Annotated in this window: 17 protein-coding genes and 1 pseudogene; 8 read left to right on the top strand and 10 right to left on the bottom strand. The window is 32.0% G+C overall.

Features of this window, described 5'->3' with window-relative positions; translation table 11 throughout:
* Positions 1 to 57 precede the first annotated feature (57 nt).
* Positions 58 to 2,274, top strand: a complete 2,217-nt coding sequence (locus NCC77_RS14615; protein ID WP_250836227.1) for a phage tail-like protein — start codon at positions 58 to 60, stop codon at positions 2,272 to 2,274.
* A 90-nt stretch (positions 2,275 to 2,364) separates the two neighbouring features.
* Here NCC77_RS14615 and NCC77_RS14610 read toward each other — a convergent pair.
* Positions 2,365 to 2,893, bottom strand: a pseudogene (locus NCC77_RS14610) (ExbD/TolR family protein).
* Positions 2,894 to 3,105: 212 nt separating this feature from the next.
* Here NCC77_RS14610 and NCC77_RS14605 point away from each other — a divergent pair.
* Positions 3,106 to 3,660: a fasciclin domain-containing protein gene (locus tag NCC77_RS14605; RefSeq protein WP_250836226.1), complete on the top strand. Its 555-nt coding sequence runs from the start codon at positions 3,106 to 3,108 to the stop codon at positions 3,658 to 3,660.
* A gap of 85 nt (positions 3,661 to 3,745) precedes the next feature.
* Here NCC77_RS14605 and NCC77_RS14600 read toward each other — a convergent pair whose 3' ends face one another.
* The 8 genes from NCC77_RS14600 to NCC77_RS14565 form a co-directional block, all read right to left on the bottom strand.
* On the bottom strand, positions 3,746 to 4,591 hold the full coding sequence (locus NCC77_RS14600) for an EamA family transporter (RefSeq protein ID WP_250836225.1): 846 nt from the start codon (positions 4,589 to 4,591) through the stop codon (positions 3,746 to 3,748).
* Between the two features lie 60 nt (positions 4,592 to 4,651).
* The gene (locus tag NCC77_RS14595; protein ID WP_095931140.1) at positions 4,652 to 4,795 is read right to left on the bottom strand and encodes an SsrA-binding protein; all 144 of its coding nucleotides are present in this window, start codon (positions 4,793 to 4,795) and stop codon (positions 4,652 to 4,654) included.
* A gap of 82 nt (positions 4,796 to 4,877) precedes the next feature.
* Positions 4,878 to 6,311, bottom strand: a complete 1,434-nt coding sequence (locus NCC77_RS14590) for a serine hydrolase (RefSeq protein WP_250836224.1) — start codon at positions 6,309 to 6,311, stop codon at positions 4,878 to 4,880.
* A gap of 42 nt (positions 6,312 to 6,353) precedes the next feature.
* On the bottom strand, positions 6,354 to 7,793 hold the full coding sequence (locus NCC77_RS14585) for a serine hydrolase (RefSeq protein ID WP_250836223.1): 1,440 nt from the start codon (positions 7,791 to 7,793) through the stop codon (positions 6,354 to 6,356).
* A gap of 5 nt (positions 7,794 to 7,798) precedes the next feature.
* Positions 7,799 to 9,667 carry a M56 family metallopeptidase gene (locus NCC77_RS14580; RefSeq protein ID WP_250836222.1) on the bottom strand — a complete coding sequence of 623 codons (1,869 nt, stop codon included), beginning with the start codon at positions 9,665 to 9,667 and terminating at the stop codon, positions 7,799 to 7,801.
* A gap of 11 nt (positions 9,668 to 9,678) precedes the next feature.
* Positions 9,679 to 10,047 (bottom strand): BlaI/MecI/CopY family transcriptional regulator, encoded by a 369-nt coding sequence (locus NCC77_RS14575; RefSeq protein ID WP_095931144.1) that lies wholly within the window; start codon positions 10,045 to 10,047, stop codon positions 9,679 to 9,681.
* 29 nt (positions 10,048 to 10,076) lie between these two features.
* On the bottom strand, positions 10,077 to 11,651 hold the full coding sequence (locus tag NCC77_RS14570; RefSeq protein ID WP_250836221.1) for a M56 family metallopeptidase: 1,575 nt from the start codon (positions 11,649 to 11,651) through the stop codon (positions 10,077 to 10,079).
* A 7-nt stretch (positions 11,652 to 11,658) separates the two neighbouring features.
* Complete coding sequence (locus NCC77_RS14565) at positions 11,659 to 12,027, bottom strand: BlaI/MecI/CopY family transcriptional regulator (RefSeq protein WP_250836220.1); 369 nt, start codon at positions 12,025 to 12,027, stop codon at positions 11,659 to 11,661.
* A gap of 459 nt (positions 12,028 to 12,486) precedes the next feature.
* On the opposite strand from NCC77_RS14565, the gene NCC77_RS14560 reads away from it, so the two are divergent.
* Positions 12,487 to 12,909, top strand: a complete 423-nt coding sequence (locus tag NCC77_RS14560) for a hypothetical protein (protein ID WP_250836219.1) — start codon at positions 12,487 to 12,489, stop codon at positions 12,907 to 12,909.
* 37 nt (positions 12,910 to 12,946) lie between these two features.
* A complete protein-coding gene (locus tag NCC77_RS14555; protein ID WP_250836218.1) occupies positions 12,947 to 13,342 on the top strand; it encodes a hypothetical protein in 396 nt (131 codons plus the stop codon).
* Positions 13,343 to 13,461: 119 nt separating this feature from the next.
* Here the strand turns inward: NCC77_RS14555 and NCC77_RS14550 are convergent, their stop codons facing one another.
* Positions 13,462 to 14,679 (bottom strand): MDR family MFS transporter, encoded by a 1,218-nt coding sequence (locus NCC77_RS14550; RefSeq protein WP_250836217.1) that lies wholly within the window; start codon positions 14,677 to 14,679, stop codon positions 13,462 to 13,464.
* A gap of 99 nt (positions 14,680 to 14,778) precedes the next feature.
* Here NCC77_RS14550 and NCC77_RS14545 point away from each other — a divergent pair, with 99 nt between their 5' ends.
* From NCC77_RS14545 to NCC77_RS14530, 4 genes are all read left to right on the top strand, one after another.
* A complete protein-coding gene (locus tag NCC77_RS14545; RefSeq protein ID WP_250836216.1) occupies positions 14,779 to 15,378 on the top strand; it encodes a DUF1684 domain-containing protein in 600 nt (199 codons plus the stop codon).
* Positions 15,378 to 16,025 (top strand): TatD family hydrolase, encoded by a 648-nt coding sequence (locus NCC77_RS14540; protein ID WP_250836215.1) that lies wholly within the window; start codon positions 15,378 to 15,380, stop codon positions 16,023 to 16,025. The genes NCC77_RS14545 and NCC77_RS14540 overlap by 1 nt, the downstream gene beginning before the upstream one ends.
* A 185-nt stretch (positions 16,026 to 16,210) precedes the next feature.
* Positions 16,211 to 16,924, top strand: a complete 714-nt coding sequence (locus NCC77_RS14535) for a tRNA threonylcarbamoyladenosine dehydratase (RefSeq protein WP_250836263.1) — start codon at positions 16,211 to 16,213, stop codon at positions 16,922 to 16,924.
* Between the two features lie 187 nt (positions 16,925 to 17,111).
* Positions 17,112 to 17,774: an HAD family hydrolase gene (locus NCC77_RS14530; protein WP_250836214.1), complete on the top strand. Its 663-nt coding sequence runs from the start codon at positions 17,112 to 17,114 to the stop codon at positions 17,772 to 17,774.
* The last annotated feature ends 38 nt before the right edge of the window (positions 17,775 to 17,812 follow it).

Genomic DNA, 17,812 nt, shown 5'->3' with positions numbered 1-17,812 from the left:
ATTAACAACTTGTGAAATGTTGGGGGTTTTATTAATGCTAATTAAATTTAAAAAAAAATGAAAAATAAATTTCTTCCAATTTTTTTTGTGTTAAGTTTTTATTCAGCTTATTCGCAAGTAGTTATAGGAAAAAAGGAATCAAATCCTTCCAGTCAATTAGAAGTCTTTGCAACGGATAAAGGAGTTTTATTTCCTAGAGTTGCATTAACAAGTTTAACAGATAAAAATACAATAACAAATGGAAATGTAAATAGTCTTTTTGTTTTTAATACAGCAACTGCTGTAGACTTAAAACCTGGATATTATTATTGGTATATTGATAGATGGAATAGAATTGCCACTTCAGATGAAATAACTTCAGGTATTAATACCGCTGCTGATAAGGGTGAGCCAGGAGATAAAGGGCAACCAGGTTATCCTGGATCTAATATCACTATTTATACTGATACAGAAACAGGAATTGTTTATGTTCAACAACCTGATGGAACATGGATTAAAATAAATGGAAAGAATGGAAAAGATGGAAAAGATGGAAAAGGTATCTCTTCTGCTTTAATTGATGAGAACGGAAATTTAGTTTTAACATATACAGATGGAAATACTAATAATGCTGGAAAAGTAAAAGGAGAAACTGGAGCAAAAGGAGAAACTGGTGCAAAAGGAGAGACTGGAGCAAAAGGAGAAACTGGTGCAAAAGGAGAGACTGGAGCACAGGGAGAAACCGGAGCAAAAGGAGAAACTGGAGCCAAAGGAGAGACTGGAGCAAAAGGAGAAACTGGTGCAAAAGGAGAGACTGGAGCACAGGGAGAAACTGGAGCAAAAGGAGAGACTGGAGCACAGGGAGAAACCGGAGCAAAAGGAGAAACTGGAGCAAAAGGAGAGACTGGAGCCAAAGGTGAGGCAGGTTTAGATGGAAAAGGTGGAGAAACTCAAGGTAGTAGTACTATAAAAGTAGATGGTTTAGGAACAGCTGAAAAACCTTATGTGGTATCAGCAATTGCTAAGGAGTTATCTACGGATAATACAAATGATATACTTAAAGTTGTTCAAGGTGCAGGAGCTACTCTAGTTGATGCTAAAGTTAATTTAGTGAAAGGTCCGATTAATACATATTTAGCAACGGATGAAAACGGTGTGCTAAAATGGAATTATAATCCATGGTTGACAAGAGGTAATTTAGGAACAAATAGCAGTACAGATTTTATTGGAACCAGAGATGATAATGATTTGGTTTTTAAACGTAATAATGTTAGAAGCGGTTTATTAAATGAACAAAATACTTCATTTGGAGTTTATGCACTTAACCCTGCATCTACTGGTGTTAATAATGCTGCATTTGGTACCAATGCTTTGAGAGCTAATACTAGCGGAACATTAAATACAGCTATGGGTGCAGATGCATTAAAGAGCAACACTACAGGTCAGTGGAATACAGCAATTGGTTATGGCGCATTATGTTTTAATACTATTGGACAGCAAAACACAGCTATTGGAACAAAAGTTCTGTTTAATAATGGTTCAGGTTCTGCTAACATAGGTATTGGTATAAATACAATGAATGGAAATGTTTCTGGAAATGATAATATTGGTGTTGGAAATTACGCAACAAACTTAAACAAAACTGGGAGCGGCAACATAGCATTTGGAACTAATGCATTAAGATTTTCTGATGTTGGAAATAACAACATTGCAATTGGAAAAGACAGTGGAACACATGTTGGTGCGACAGGAGGTACTCTTGCAACTTTGGTAGACAATTCTATTTTTATTGGTATAGATACAAGAATCGCTGCACTTGGAGATACTAATCAAATTGTGATAGGGAATAATGCAGTTGGTAGAGGTAGTAATACTATTCAATTAGGAAATACTCAAGTAACAGCTGTATATACAAGTGGTTCTATGACAGCTAGTGATTTTTTAACTAGTTCAGATAAACGCCTTAAGGAAAATATAAACGATAGTTCTTATGGTTTAGATTTTATAACCAAATTACGCCCAGTAACTTATTATATGAAAAATAAACCTACCAATTTGAAGTCTGGATTTATTGCTCAGGAAGTTGAAGCTGTGGCAAATAGTTTGAATTATGAATTCAGCGGTGTTTGTAAACCGGCTAATGCAGAAGACTTTTATAGCTTAGATTATGCAACTTTTGTGGTGCCTTTAGTTAAAGCAGTTCAAGAACAGCAAAAGATAATTGAAAATCAACAGAAAATAAATAATGATTTAGAGGCTAGATTAAAAAGATTAGAAGCATTATTAGATAAATAATTAATTAATATAAAGAAATGTTGAATGCTTTTAAAAGGCATAAAATTTAAAACAAAAAAAGAGGATGTTAACGTCCTCTTTTTTTTTTAATTATTCTAAAGCTAATAATTTAGATTCTTCTGGTGTAAAATCATTTACAATTGCATATGTACTTATATCTGCAATTGCCATTTCATCCAAAATATCAACTAAATTCTTAAAATTGCTTTTTTTACTTGGTTTAATAATAACAACCATTCCTCGTCCTGGTCTTCCTAATTGAGCAGAATAATTAAGCATGTTTTTATTTTGCTTTAAAAGCTCTTGTCTTATTCCATCCTTTCCATATCCAAACTTTTTAGGAGCAACTTTGGGCACTTCTAGTAATCCCATATAAGAAACTAATTTATTATCATCTCCCAGTAAAATTGTATAAGATCGGTTTTCTCCACAGCCACCTGTCCATTTACATGCAATATTACCATAATCTGGCAGACTTAAAGCCATAGCTTTGTTTTTTCGTAATTCTATTGTGACCATAAAAAAAAATGATCAGCAAAAAAGATACGCTGACCATTGCAGTTAAATCTACTCTAGAATTTACTTTTCTACTTCTAACTTTTTGAGGTAAATTTTTCATAGTAAATAGGTTTTGGAATTTAAATTTAACGATAAAAATAAAGCAAAAACTATTAAGGTATTAAAAATAATCAAAACTTTTATTTGCATTAAAAGCTTGTTTCTCAGTGTAAATTGATGATTTTCCAATATTAGTTTTAATTATTTTCATTTTTATTAAAACCAAAACAAATATATCGACGTAAATGAATTTATAACTTAAAAACAATAAATATGAAAACTAGAAAATTTTTAGCTCTTGCAGTTTTAGCTTTAGGATTTGCATTTACATCAAATGCGCAAAAATCAGTAATGGTTGGTGGAGCAGCGATGTATCCGAATAAAAATATTATCGAAAATGCTGTTAATTCAAAAGATCATACCACATTAGTAGCCGCAGTAAAGGCAGCCGATTTAGTTGAAACATTAAAAGGGGCAGGTCCGTTTACTGTTTTTGCTCCAACTAATGCCGCTTTTGATAAATTGCCAAAAGGAACTGTAGAGACGTTATTAAAACCAGAGAATAAAAAAATGCTTCAAAATATTCTGACTTATCATGTAGCAGCGGGAAAATGGAGTTCTGCTGATATTGCAAAAGCAATAAAAGACGGAAAAGGGAAAGCTACAATTAAAACAGTAAGCGGTGGAACTCTTACAGCATGGATGAAAGGCAAAGACCTATATATTACTGACGAAAATGGCAGTAAAGCAAAAGTAACCATTGCAGATGTTAATCAGTCAAATGGTGTAATTCATGTAATAGATGCTGTTTTGCTTCCAAAAAAATAATTAGTTTCAAATTCCCAAAAAAAGAAATTCCAAATTCCAAGCTTAAATTGGGATTTGGAATTTTTATTTTGAGATTTTTCCAAAATTATTTTTTAGCGGTTAATGTACTTCCTGCAGAAGCAATTATAACGCAAACTACAGCTAGAATTTCATAGAAGTTTAAATTTTCTTGAAGAAATATAAAAGCGCAAATAGAAGCTGCTGCTGGTTCTAGACTCATTAATATGCTAAAAGTGCGGGGTGGAAGTTTTCCTAAAGCCTTCATTTCTAAAGTAAACGGAATTGCACTAGACAAAAGCGCAAGAGCAACACCCATTCCGAATAATTTTGGAGTAAGATTGTTTAATCCGCTTTCTAGAAAACCAAAAGGCAAGACTAAAATCGCCGCAAACAGCATTCCGGTTGTAACGGCATCTCCATCGTTCATTATTTTCGAAATTTTACCTCCTAAAACAATATAAGCACTCCAGAATGCTCCAGCGAGAAGTGCGCATATAATTCCGATAGGATCTAAGCGATCGTTTGTCCATGGTGCAATTAATAAAATGCCAATTGCTGCCAGCATTACCCAACAATAATCAACCAAACGTTTTGAACCTGCGATTGCGAGTATTAAAGGACCAACAAACTCTAAAGTTACGGCCAGGCCAATTGGAATTTTTTCTATTGCGAGGTAAAAAATTAAATTCATGGCTCCTAACGACAAGCCATATGGAATTACAATTTTCCATTGTTGCGGAGTTATCGATTTTAGATTTGGTCTGTAAGCCAATAATAAAATTAACGCCGAAATACCAATACGCATAGATGCCGTACCAGCTGCGCCGATTGTAGGAAATAGTGTTTTGGCAATTGCAGCCCCACATTGAACACTAATAATAGCTAATAATACTGCTGGAACAGGAGGAAGGCTGAATTCTCGGTTTTTCATAAAAAAATAAGACAGAATTATAAAAAATAATTGCTGTCGGATAATAAAATGTATTCTAAATTAATTGTCCAATGCTCTTTTTGTAACATAGGCGCGGTAACCAATAATAGCCATTTGCCATTTCGTAGCCTTAGAAATATCTAGACCTTTTTTGGTAAAGCTTGGCAAAAGTAGTTTATTTAGTTTAGCTAATAATTTATACATAGTAGATTTGTTTGTTCAAAGATATAAAAAAAAGACTTTGTGTTTAAAGCAAAGTCTTTTGGGTAGTAAAATGTAAAAGTATTTAAATTTTGAGAATCAGATTTTCGTCGCCTTCGGTTTCACGATTTATGGCATTTTTTGGAGCTTCCATCCATCCCGTTTTATTGATGACAAATTTGAAAAGATGCGTTTTATTCTTTTCAAATTTCGATTTTGGGACCGATAATTCAAATGTATTTTTACTTTTCTGAATCATTTGAAAATTCTGATCATTCGGATTCCATTGGTCAAAAGAACCCGCTATGGAAACGCTCTTAACCAAAATCGGATCTAAATTCTTATCATGTTCATAAGCAAATACAACATTGTCGTTTACGATCTTGTAGCCGTAAATGCCAGCTTGTTTTTTGTTTTCACTCAATAAATCATTTGAGAGTCTTGTAATGGCTTCACCTAGTGCATTGCCGGTATTTTCATCACTTATATTTACGATGATGGAAATTCCTAATTGACGTTCTGGATAAACAACCAGCATGTTTTGAGTTCCAAAAGCGCCGCCGTGTTTCCAGCAATTTTTTCCATTTTCATCCACTTGAATATAATCCCAGAAATAACCGTTCCAAGTTGTTGGACTATTTAGTAGATTTCGTTGCGATTCTTGAACAATTTTATTTTTTGTATTAAGCTCATAAGCAATAAATTTAGTCAAATCACTTAAAGTACTTTTTAGCATTCCGGCGGCGCCCCAAAGGTTGTCTGAAATGTTAGGCATTAGAACGCCTTTTAGATTATAGCCGTTTGCAATAACAGTATTTGGACTTAAATTTATACCGCTTGATTGCATGTCAAGTTTTGAAAAAATATTTTCTTTCAAAAGTGTTTCATAGCTTTTGCCATATACGTTTTCTAAAATATGAGCAGTAAGATTAAGACTTCCGTTGCTGTACTTGAATTTTGTTCCTGGTAAAGTGTCTAATTTTATAGTTTTAAGATCTTCAAAAAACTTCTCACGACTATACGTTTCATCCATCTTTTTAAAAGCCAAATAACTACTGTCGTTTCTGTTTTTTCTCAATTCGGCAGTATCTGGAAGATCTTTATCAAAACCAGTTCTAAAAGAAACTAAATCTTTAATAGTGATCGGAGTTCCGTTATATTCTAAGTTTGGATAAGAGCCTGTAATATATTTTCTAATATCATCGTCTGGATTCAATTTTCCTTCCAAAACGGCTTGTGCAGTCAGTAAACCTGTAAATAGTTTCGTTATAGAAGCAACTTCAAAAACAGTGTTGTTGTTCGCAACGTTTTCTTTTCCCTTATCAATTTCGCCGTAATGTCTGGTATAGGTTTTTCCATTCTTAACCACTCCAATTGAAATAGAATTGGCTTTTGATTTTCCAATTAAAAGAGAAGCTGTTTTGTCCATTGCAATAAAAATACTTTTTTCAGCGGTATTCTTCTGCGCTAGAATTGAAAAGCTAAAACATAAAAACAGGAATATAATGAGCTTTTTCATTTTAGTAAATATGTTTTTTCATTTATTAAAAGAAAGTGTAGATTACTTCGTTACTATTTTGTTGATTTTCTCGAGCATTTCTTTTGCATTATTGTTATCTGGAGAAAGAGATAATGCTTTTTGATAGTTTTCTTTCGAAAGTGCCAATTCATTATTTCTAAAATAACCATCAGCCAAACTGTCAAATGCATTTCCAGATTTCGGATTCTCTTTTGCGTTAAGCTCTAAGACTTTTATTCCGTCATGCAATCTTCCGTGATCCATTAATGTATAGCCAATAACATTCAGTCGATATTCAAAGTCCCAATCAGGATGATTCTTTTTTATGGCTAAATAATTCTGTTGCGCTTTTGTAAAATCTAATTTTAAAAAATTCTGATTGATATTTTCTCCAGCTAATAAAAATTCATCTATAAGTGTTTTATCTACAATCGAAGCCACATGATTAATTACTTGACTTTGTACATATAAGCCCGAATATTTATGTCCATTAGATAAAAAGATTATCGTTAAATCACGATCAATAAATTTTCTAAAAGCAGTTTCATTGCCACCAGTAAAGCCGTATGAAAGGACATTATTAACCGGTACAATTTCCCAGCCGAAAGCAAAACGATCTGTGTGGTTGGCAAACGGAAACGGTTTCCAAATATCATTTTTGGTTTCTTTTTGAAGATAAATACCTCTATCGAGATTTTCATTCCATAGAATAAAATTCGGCAAAGATATATTTAAACCGTTTGCAGAATGAGCTTCGGTTCCAAAGTTTGAGGTGCTTTTAACGTACTTTTTTGTTTGATCATCATAGTTGTATCTAGAAGCACTATTGGGTACCGTTTCGCCAAAATTCGAAGAAAAATAAACACCTGATTTTATAGAAGGAAACTGATTTTGTAAAATATATTCTTCAAAAGGCAAACCTGTAATTTTTTCGATAATTTTAGCCAGAAACAAATAATTAGTTTGATTGTAACGATATTGATTTCCTGTTTTAAAATCCATTGGTTTTTGAGACAGTAAAGCTATTTTTTCGTTAATTGACGCCGTTATTGAAATTTCTTGAAACCTAACAACATCAGGAAGCCCGGAAGAATGAGAAAGCAAATTTTTAATTTTTACTTCTTGCCATTCTTTTGGAGTGTTTTCTAAATATTTTGAAATAGGGTCTTCGAGTGATAATTTTCCTTGTTCAATAAGTTGAAATACCCCAACATTGGTAATTAATTTGGTAGTTGAAAAAATTTTAAAAGCAGTGTTTTTATCCACTGCTTTATTGTCTTCTATAGAAGCTTTTCCAAAATATTTTTCATAAACAATTTTACCATCTTTTATTACTGCCAATGCCACACCAGGAATTTCATTAATTGCTATTACTTCTTTTATATAATTGTCAATTTTTTGTTCTGTTGATTTGTCAACATTTTTTTGACCAAAAGATAAATTAAGAACCAATAGTAAAGAGACGGTAAGTAAGGCTCTCATTAGGATTAAGCTTTTTTATTCTGCTTTTCCATTTCTTTCATCTCTTTTTCACGTTGCTTCATGTCTTTTTCATGCTGTTTCATGTTTTTTTCATGTTGCTTCATATCTTTAGCATGTTGTTTCATATCAAGCTCATACTGTTTCATGTCTTGCTCGTATTGTTTCATGCTGTTTTCATAGTCTTTAGAATCGTCTCCGAATTTGAAATTAAAGTCATAGTTGAACTTTTCCATGTTTGCACTGAACTTTTCCATAGCAATTTCATATTTCGCCATTTCTTTCTCGTAAACTTCTGCTCTTTGCGACATGATAGCTTCAACCTGCTTTTCGTATTCTTTCATTTGAGGTTCAAACGCTTCCATTTGTTTTCCAAAAGCTTCCATGTCTTTTTCAAACTTAGCCATTGCTACTTTATCCTTTGGATTTTTTGGAGCAACAGGAGGTTTCGGCATTTTTGACATATCAATTGCTGGAACAGGAGGCATTGGTCCTGAAGGAAATGCTGGTGGGGTTGGAGGTGCAGGAGCTGCAACATCAGATTCTCCATTTCCAAAAGTGCGAACAATAACTTTATTGTTTTTGATAATCATTGGTGTTCTGAAATTTCCATCAGTATTAATTACAATAGCCTTTGATCCATTTTCGTTTGTTCCAATTGCCAATTCGCAGTCTTTAATAGCTTCGTCTCCGTCAATTCTGATCATTTGTTTTTTACCAGAATCTGATTTTACTTTGATTTGAATCCCAGTCAATTCTTCTTTGGTATTTCTTTTTACATCCGAAATTTCGACATCCAAATTATGATTTGCCTTTAATTGTCCTGGCAATTCATTTAATTCCTTATCAGTCGTGTTTTTAGTAATTTTGATTGTTTGCTCTGTATCCTTAACAGTGTCTCTTTGGATTGTTGCAACTTCAGCTTGTTTCTTTTCTTGTGCAATGGTTCTTATTTGAAATAAAAGAACAAATGCACCAAGAGCAGGTATTACTGCCGAATACTTCCAGTAATTTCTTTTGTTTGATTGATTTTTGTTTAACATGACAATTCGTTTTTTGATTAATGATTGATAAAAATGATTGGTGATTGCAACACAAGTTTCGTGTGTTGTGATTTTTAAAAGTGTGTATTGATACGCTTTTTTGTCGGCAATTTTTTTAGAAGCTTCACTATCTGCAATGAATTCAAGATTTTGCAGAATAGCTTTCTTATAAAGCCAGATAATTGGGTTAAACCAAAATAGAATGCAAAAGATTCTAGAAATCAAAACGTCAATGGTATGCTTTTGATCGCTGTGCACTTTTTCGTGCTCCAAAATACTTTCTAATTCCGACGAAGTATATAGTGATGAGTTATATACAATGTAATCGAAATAAGAGAAAGGAGCTATATTTTCATTAACATCGATAAATTTAAAATCTTCCTGCAGTTCAATCTTTTTTCCTTTTAAAACAGAATTCAGACTGTAAAAATCAAGTGCAAATTTGATCATAAAACCTACGAAGCCAATTCCGTACACTACAGCCGCGACCAAAGTCCAATCGATTTCAAAATTTTCTTCTTCAATAACAGAAACAGTTGTTGGCTTATACTGAGTGTTATAAACAGCAGCTTCATGATTTGAAGTTGGAATATTTGCTACATCAGTTGTTGTAGTTGTAATTATTGGATCTGGCGCTGGCGCTGGAGGCGCTTCAACCCAAATCACTTTCGTATAAACTACAAAAGGCAATACCACAGAAGTGATTAATCCCGCAATTAAAAACCAGCGGCTACTGTTAAAAAAAGTTTCTTTGCGAAGTAAAAAGATGTAAGCAAAATAAAACATTGCTAATAACCCGCTTGATTTTAAGATAAAAATGAAAAGTGCTTCCATAACTATTTTGATTACTTACCTGCTTTTGGATTTTCGATCATGTCTAATATTTCTCGCAATTCGTCTGCCGAGATTTTTTCTTCTTTGGCAAAAAAAGAAACCATGCTTTTGTATGAGCTATTAAAATAATTGTCAATTGCAGTGCTCATGAACCCTTTTCTATAGTCTTCGATGCTTACAGCTGGGTAATATTGATGCGTATTTCCAAAAGCATTATGTGCAACATATCCCTTTTCTTCCAGATTACGAACAATGGTAGACAAAGTATTATAATGTGGCTGATCTTCTAAAATCTCTGCTTGAATTTCTTTTACAAAAGCTTTTTTCAGCTTCCATAAAATATGCATGATTTCTTCTTCTTTATTGGTCAGTTTTTGCATTTCTCAGTGATTTAAAAGATTAAAACTTTTTATTTTTTGGTTTTAATTTCGACAATACCATGCTCGCCTTTTTCACCAAATAAAGCTACAGCATCTAAGCTTTTAAAAACTCTTACCGATTTAATCGTGCTAGGAGGAAGGCTGTTCATATCAAAATCAGAAGGCATATCTTTTCCATCTAAAATTACAAGCGGAAAACCTAATTTCACATTCGTTTTTACACCATTTGAAACGGCAACAGATGTTCCTTCATCAGAAGAAGTAGTAATAACCGTATTATTGTCGTTATCTACAATTACAGTAGTGCTAGAATTTGCACTACTATTACTGTTAGTTTTTGTACTAGTATTAGAATTAGTGTTAACATTGGTTTCGGTTTTTAGTTTATTGCTAATTGCTTTTTTAGGTTCTTTGTCATTAGAATTATTTACAGTCTGAATTCCTATTTTTTTATCGCCATTTTTATAAGTAATAATAATTACTCCGAATTCATTTATTGCTTTATCCGAATTTTGAATGGATTTTGAATGTTGTTTTCCTTTCTTTATATCGATCGTAATAGATGTCAGTTGGTCCGAGTCATTTCTCTTAATTTCTGACATTTCAAATTTCACATTGTGGTTTTTCTTCAAATTATTCTTGATTTCATTTAATTCGGCATCTGTAGAATTTTTGCTGATTTTAAAAACATCTACAGATTCAATATTTGAATCGTTTTCTTTTATAATTTGTGGTTTCTCTTTCGCAATTACTTCAACTTGAAATAATAAAACAAATGTTGCAAGTGCAGGAAGCATAAGATAATACTTCCAGGAATTCCTCATTTTTGATTGATTTTTGTTTAACATGACAATTCGTTTTTTGATTAATGATTGATAAAAATGATTGGTGATTGCAACACAATTTTCGTGTGTTGTTATTTTTAAAAGCGTGTATTGATATGCTTTTTTGTCTGAAAGTTTTTTAGAAGCTTCACTATCAGCAATAAACTCCAAATTTTGAGTGATTGCCTTTTTGTAAAGCCATACAATAGGATTGAACCAGAAAATGATACTGAAGATTCTCGAAATCAATACATCAAAAGTATGATTTTGATCGCTGTGCACTTTTTCATGTTCCAAAATGCTTTCTAATTCTGATGCGGTGTAAAGTGATGAGTTGTACACAATGTATTCAAAATAGGAGAAAGGCGCGATATTTTCGTTGATATCTACAAATTTGAAATCGGCTTGCTGTTTGATTTTTTTTCCTTTTATAATAGCGTTCAAACTATAAAAGTCAATTGCCAATTTTAAAAGAAAAACAATAAGACCAATCCCATAGAAGCCTAGAATAATATAATTCCAATTAAATTCTACCGATTCGCTGTCCGAGTTACTTATTAATGTTGTTTGGATATTGGTATCGAAATTAGGAGCAGCATCAATCCATATTACTTTTGTGTAAGTCAATAATGGTAAAATTACTGAGACTACCAAGCCAGATAAAAGAAACCATCTGTTACTGTTGAAAAATGTTTCTTTGCGCAGTAAAAAATAGTAAGCACAATAAAACATTAGCATTAAACTGCTTGATTTGGCGATGTAAATGAAAACTGCTTCCATAAACTGATTATTTTTTTTCGTTTTTATTTTCGATCATTGATAAAATCTCACGCAATTCATCTGCTGAAATTTTTTCTTCTTTAGCAAAAAAGGAAACCATACTTTTATAAGAACTGTTGAAGTAATTATCGATAGCGGTTTTCATAAATCCTTTTCTGTAATCTTCAATTGCTATAATAGGAAAGTATTGATGTGTGTTTCCAAAAGCATTGTGTCCAACATATCCTTTTTCTTCCAGATTACGCACAATAGTCGATAATGTGTTGTAATGTGGCTGATCTTCTGTTATTTCGGCTTGGATTTCTTTTACGAAAGCTTTTTTCAGCTTCCATAAAATCATCATGATTTCTTCTTCTTTGTTTGTTAACTTCTGCATCTTCTCTAATTTTAATTCAAACCTACAACTATTTTTTTAGTTACGCAACTATAAAAATAGTTATTTAACTAAAAATTAAGTTTGCTTTCAGTTTTGAATGCAGAAATACTATTCAAATTTAATGGTAATAAATTGAATGATAAGGTTTTAAAAAGTTAAAAGTTTTTTTTAGGAAATCTTCTCGTTGGTCAAAGCGTTAATCCAAATGCAGGATCCTTTTGCAATAACCATTTTTGAAATGATTTATCTGTGATTGTAGTAAAAGTTCTAATCAATATATTTTTAATATTTTATTTGTTAAATTAAACACATTTCTTTTATATTCGTTCACTTGAATTATATTTTAGAGAAGTTTATTGAAGATATGCAGATGAGCAATACCATTCGGTTATAATTGACCATTAGCACCATTTAGTCTATGTGATAATAAATAATATCAAACTTAATTTGATTTGAACGATGATGTCAAAATTTAAAAGCTCTGTTTTCATAGGATGTAGACTCATAATGTATTTATTTCTTTTAAATAATGTACAAGCGCAGCAAAAAGTAAAAAAAGATACGTTGTATTTTAAAATAGATAATTCTTATCTGTTTGAAAACAAGAATATTCCAAAAACTTTTTTTATTGAAGACGGAAATGGACATACCGAATTTTGTTTTCAAGAAGCTGAAATTTTATTTAATTTAAAACCTACAGAAGTATTGGATTTAAAGTATTTTATAAGGAATTCAAAATTCTTTATAAATCAAGGGAAAATAACATTAGATATAAAAGGACTGCTCGATTTTATGAAAAATTATAAAATTATTTTGATAAGGGAAAGTGATGAAAAAACCGAATATATTAAAGTTGATATTTCAATTGTGATTTTTGACTAAATATTTAATATAAAGCTTGAAATTTGGAAAACAAATTATGAAAATATTCATTTTATTAGTGACTTGTATTCTAGGAATAAATTCTCAAGGTCAGGAAAAAGTAAAAGACACACTTTTTTTTGCTTATGATAGTAATTATATTACTATATATCCTGAAAATCCAAATTATTATATAAAAGATGGAAGTGGTGCTCGTATTGGTGGCTTTTACTTTACTGAAGTTCAAAAGATAAATGTTTGCAATACAAAATCAAAAGAAATTAATCTTAAAGAATTTATTAGGTCGTCTAAATTCTATAATGAAAACAGAAGATTAAAATTAAGGGATTATGAGCTTTGGGATTATCTCAAAGGTTATACTATTTTTTTAGTTAAAAGTGACGATGCTAAGAAGAGTTATATTCAAGTAAAATCAAGTTTTGAAATTGAATAAAAAAATGAAACCCAAATAATGTTATTAAATTGAGAGTCATATAGAATTGTATGACTCTCTTTTATTTTAAATTAAGAAAACGCTTACTTTTGTTAGAATCTAAAAAGTTAAAAGTTTTTTTACGAAATCTTCTCGTTGGTTAAAGCGTTCTTAATCCAAATGCAGCATCCCGTTGCAACAACTCCGATGCAGGCCATAAAAAGCCAGTTAATTTGATAACCGAATCGGGTAATAATTTCAAATCCAAGCTTAGAACTGATAATATGAGCAAGGCTAAAACTCATTGTATAAAGAGCCATGTATCGGCCTTCTTGTCCACGTGGTGCGCGGCTCAAAGCGAAAGCATTAGAAAAAGGGAAAGTAAGCACTTCTCCAATCGAAATGCAAACCATGCTCACAACCAAAATTCCGGCCCAGAAATTAACTAGAAGTAAAAAGAAACTGCTCGCCATAACAAACGATCCAACGATAATAATTCTAATCTTCGGAAAAGCTTTTCGCTCTAAAAATCCAACTGTTGGCATTTCTAGAGTAAAGATTAAAAGTCCATTTAAGGTCATTAGCAAACCGGTTTGGAATTCGCTTAAGCCAAATTTTTCATTATGATATAAAGGCAAAGTGGTAAATAGCTGGAAGAAAATCATTGCTGTAATGAAACTTACAAACAAGAAAACCCAGAAAATTTTATCGTGAAAGACCGATTTTACATCAGTAGCACTTTCCATTTTATCATCATGCGTTGCTTTTTTCTTTTCTTTTACCAATAAAGCAAAAATTGAAATCGAAATAATACAAGAAGCTCCGTCAACCCAAAACAAACCGGAATATCCCATTCCCATAATAATCAAACCTCCAAGCGCAGGTCCAGCTGCAAAACCAAGATTTACAGCAAGGCGCACAAGTGTAAGTGCACGAGTACGATTTTCTGGTTTGGCATAAGCGCCTAGAGACACAAACATAGCAGGACGAAACATATCTGCAATCGTCATAAGAACAAACATGGCGGCACAAAGAGCCCAGAAAGTGGTAATATATTGAACAAAAAATAGAGAAACACCACTAGTGAATAAACTAAAAATCATGATTTTATAGAACCCGATCTTATCTGATAATTTACCGCCAAGCCAAGAACCCAACATAGATCCAAGACCAAAAGCCACCATAATCCAACCTACTTGATTATACGAAAAATGAAGATCTTCTTTTAAATATTTGGATAAAAAAGGAAGAACCATTGTTCCAGCGCGGTTAATAAAAGTGATGATAGCAAGAATCCAAACTTCTCTGGTAAAACCTCGAAAGTTGTTAATGTAGTGAGTTAAGGCAGTTTTTAGCATTTTGTTTGATAAATTATCGTCACAAAGTTAGGAAACTTTGTCTCGTTAAGTGGTTGGTGTTTTGTTACTTTTGAACTATTTTTGCAGAAAATTTCTAAGATGAAAACTATAAACGCCCTTGCTTTATTGTTGGTATTTAATTTTGGCTTTGCACAAAAAAAGTTCAATAAGACCGATGTTCAAAAATTTCAAAAGAAAATCAATACCGAGTTTGCTGATCCTAAGACGAGTCCGTTGATGGCTGAAGATTTGAAAACCTTTAAAAGCTTAGAATTTTTTCCCATTTCTGAAACTTATTTTGTAACTGCTACTTTGGAAAAGGCCAAAGGCGGAAAAGTTTTTGAAATGAAAACTTCAGGAAATTATACTCCAAAGTATATTAAATACGGTACTTTAAACTTTAAAATAAACGGAAAAGCTTTTAAACTTGCCGTTTACCAAAGTTTAGAACTTATTGTTCAAGAAAAATATAAAAATCATCTTTTCTTACCTTTTTCAGATTTAACAAGTGGAAAGCAAAGCTACATTGGAGGCCGTTATATTGATTTAGAAATTCCGAAAGGAAACACAATAGCAATCGATTTTAATCAAGCTTATAACCCGTATTGCGCTTATAATTACAAATATTCTTGTCCGCTTGTACCACAGGAAAACGATTTGAAAATTGAAATTAAAGCAGGAGTAAAAGCGTTTCATTAATGGAATATTTTAATTTTCATACACATCAATTTACCAATCAATCTAATGTTGTAGAATTGGTTAATCAGTATCCAAAAGATTTTGATGAGACGATTTCGTTTTATTCTATCGGAATTCATCCTTGGTATATTGACGAAAATCTTATTGATGAAGATTTGAGAATTATAGAAGAAAAACTGCAAACTCCAAACTGTTTGGCAATTGGCGAATGTGGTTTGGATAAAAGAATTGAAGTTCCGTTTGATTTGCAGATTTCAGTTTTTGAAAAACAATTGGAATTAGCAGAAAAATTCAATAAACCTGTAGTAATTCATTGCGTTGCGGCTTTTCAGGAAGTAATGGCAATCAAGAAAAAAATGAAGATAGGAGTTCCAATGATTATTCATGGTTTTTCAAAAAATAATCAACTGGCAGAGCAATTAATTGCAGCTGGATTTTATCTTTCGTTTGGAAAATATTTATTGAAAAATCCAGATTTAAAAACGGTTTTTCAGAATGTTCCAAATGATCGTTTTTTTCTCGAAACCGATACAATTGAAGAAACGATTCAGCAAGTTTATGAGTTAGCTTCTGAATATAAAGAATTAGAATTAAAAGAATTACAAGACATTATTTTAAGTAATTATAAAAGGTTATTTAGACAATAAAAAAGAATATAGAATATAGAATATAGAATAAAGAGTTTTTTGTGTTCAAAGTTTGTCACCCTGAGCGAAGTCGAAGGGCGTTCCAATTAGGTCTTCGACTTCGCTCACCCTGACAACGAAAAAAACTTGAAACTTGAAACTTGAAACATCATAAACTTGAAACAAAAAATAAAATTAAAGAATATATGGCAGAATGGACAGAAAGAGCAGAGCTTTTGTTTACTAAAGAAGGATTAGAAAATTTACAAAAATCTAATGTTTTAGTCGTTGGGCTAGGAGGAGTTGGATCTTTTGCGGCTGAATTTTTAGCAAGAGCAGGAGTGGGTAACATGACAATTGTAGACGGAGACGTTGTGGATATTACGAATATTAACCGTCAATTACCAGCTTTGCATTCTACAGTTGGACAGCCAAAAATTAAAATTGTTGGCGATCGATTGATGGATATTAATCCGGAATTGAATTTAACTCGTGTTCAGGAATTCCTTTCGCCAGAGCGTGCTTTTGAGATTGTTTCTCCAGAGTTTGATTATGTTTTAGATTGTATTGACAGTATTACTCCAAAATTAAACCTGATTATTGCTGCCAAACGCAAAAGAGTAAAAATCATTAGCAGCATGGGAGCGGGAGGAAAAATGTTGGCTTCTAAAGTAAAAGTAGCAGATATTTCAAAAACGATTAACTGCTATTTCTCCAAAACAGTCCGTAAGCGTTTAAAAGAAGTAAAAATCAATAAACTGAAAGTGGTTTTCTCTTCTGAAATTCAAGACGAAAAAAGCTTAAAATTAACAGACGGTAAAAACTTTAAAAAGTCATTTTACGGAACAAACAGCTATATGCCAGGATTATTTGGCTTGCACGCTGCCGAAACAGTGATTAGACATCTGCTTAAAAAATAAGTTTCTAAGATACTAAGATTCTAAGGTGCTAAGGTTCTTGTAGCTAGAATGTTGAATCTTAATTTCTTGAACTTATAAATAGAACTTAAAACAACTTTGACAAAGTTCAAAACTTTGTCAAAGTTAAATATAAATAGAGAGAAACCTTAGAATCTTAGTATCTCAGAACCTCAGAACCTTAAAAAAAATGATTAAAACAGTAATTTTTGATATGGATGGCGTAATCGTTGACACGGAGCCAGTTCATCGTTATGCCTACTATTTACAATTTTCAGAATTGAATATCGAAGTTCCAGAAGAAATGTACACCACGTTTACTGGATTTTCGACTCGAAATACATTTCAAACTTTAAAAAGTTATTTCCCTACTGTAGAGCAGGAAGTAGAAGATTTGATTCAGCGAAAAAGAACTATTTTTAATGAAGCTTTTGATACTAAGGAAGATTTGCATCTTTTGGATGGTGTCGAAGATTTGATTAAAGATTTGTACAACAGCGGAATGCAATTAATTTTAGCTTCTTCGGCTTCAAAAGTCACTATCGATCGTGTTTTTACAAGATTCAATTTACACCAGTATTTTACGCATATTGTGAGCGGAGAAGATTTTCCACAATCAAAACCTAATCCAGCGATATTTATTCATGCGGCTTCTCTTTCTGTTGCACCAAAAGAAGAATGCGTTATTATTGAAGATAGCACAAATGGAATAAAAGCAGCAAAAGGCGCAGGAATTTATTGTATAGGATACAATAGCGAGCATTCTCATCTTCAAGATTTATCTGAAGCTGATTTAGTTATAGAACATTTTAACGAATTGAATGCTAAAAAAATATCACAGCTAAAGGACTGAATTATATTAAATTTAACATTTGTTCCCTAATTGAATTT

This window comes from Flavobacterium tyrosinilyticum, assembly GCF_023656565.1.
GTDB lineage: Bacteria > Bacteroidota > Bacteroidia > Flavobacteriales > Flavobacteriaceae > Flavobacterium > Flavobacterium tyrosinilyticum.
The sequence above is the reverse complement of the archived record's forward strand: the minus strand, read 5'-3'. Positions and strand labels throughout refer to the sequence as shown.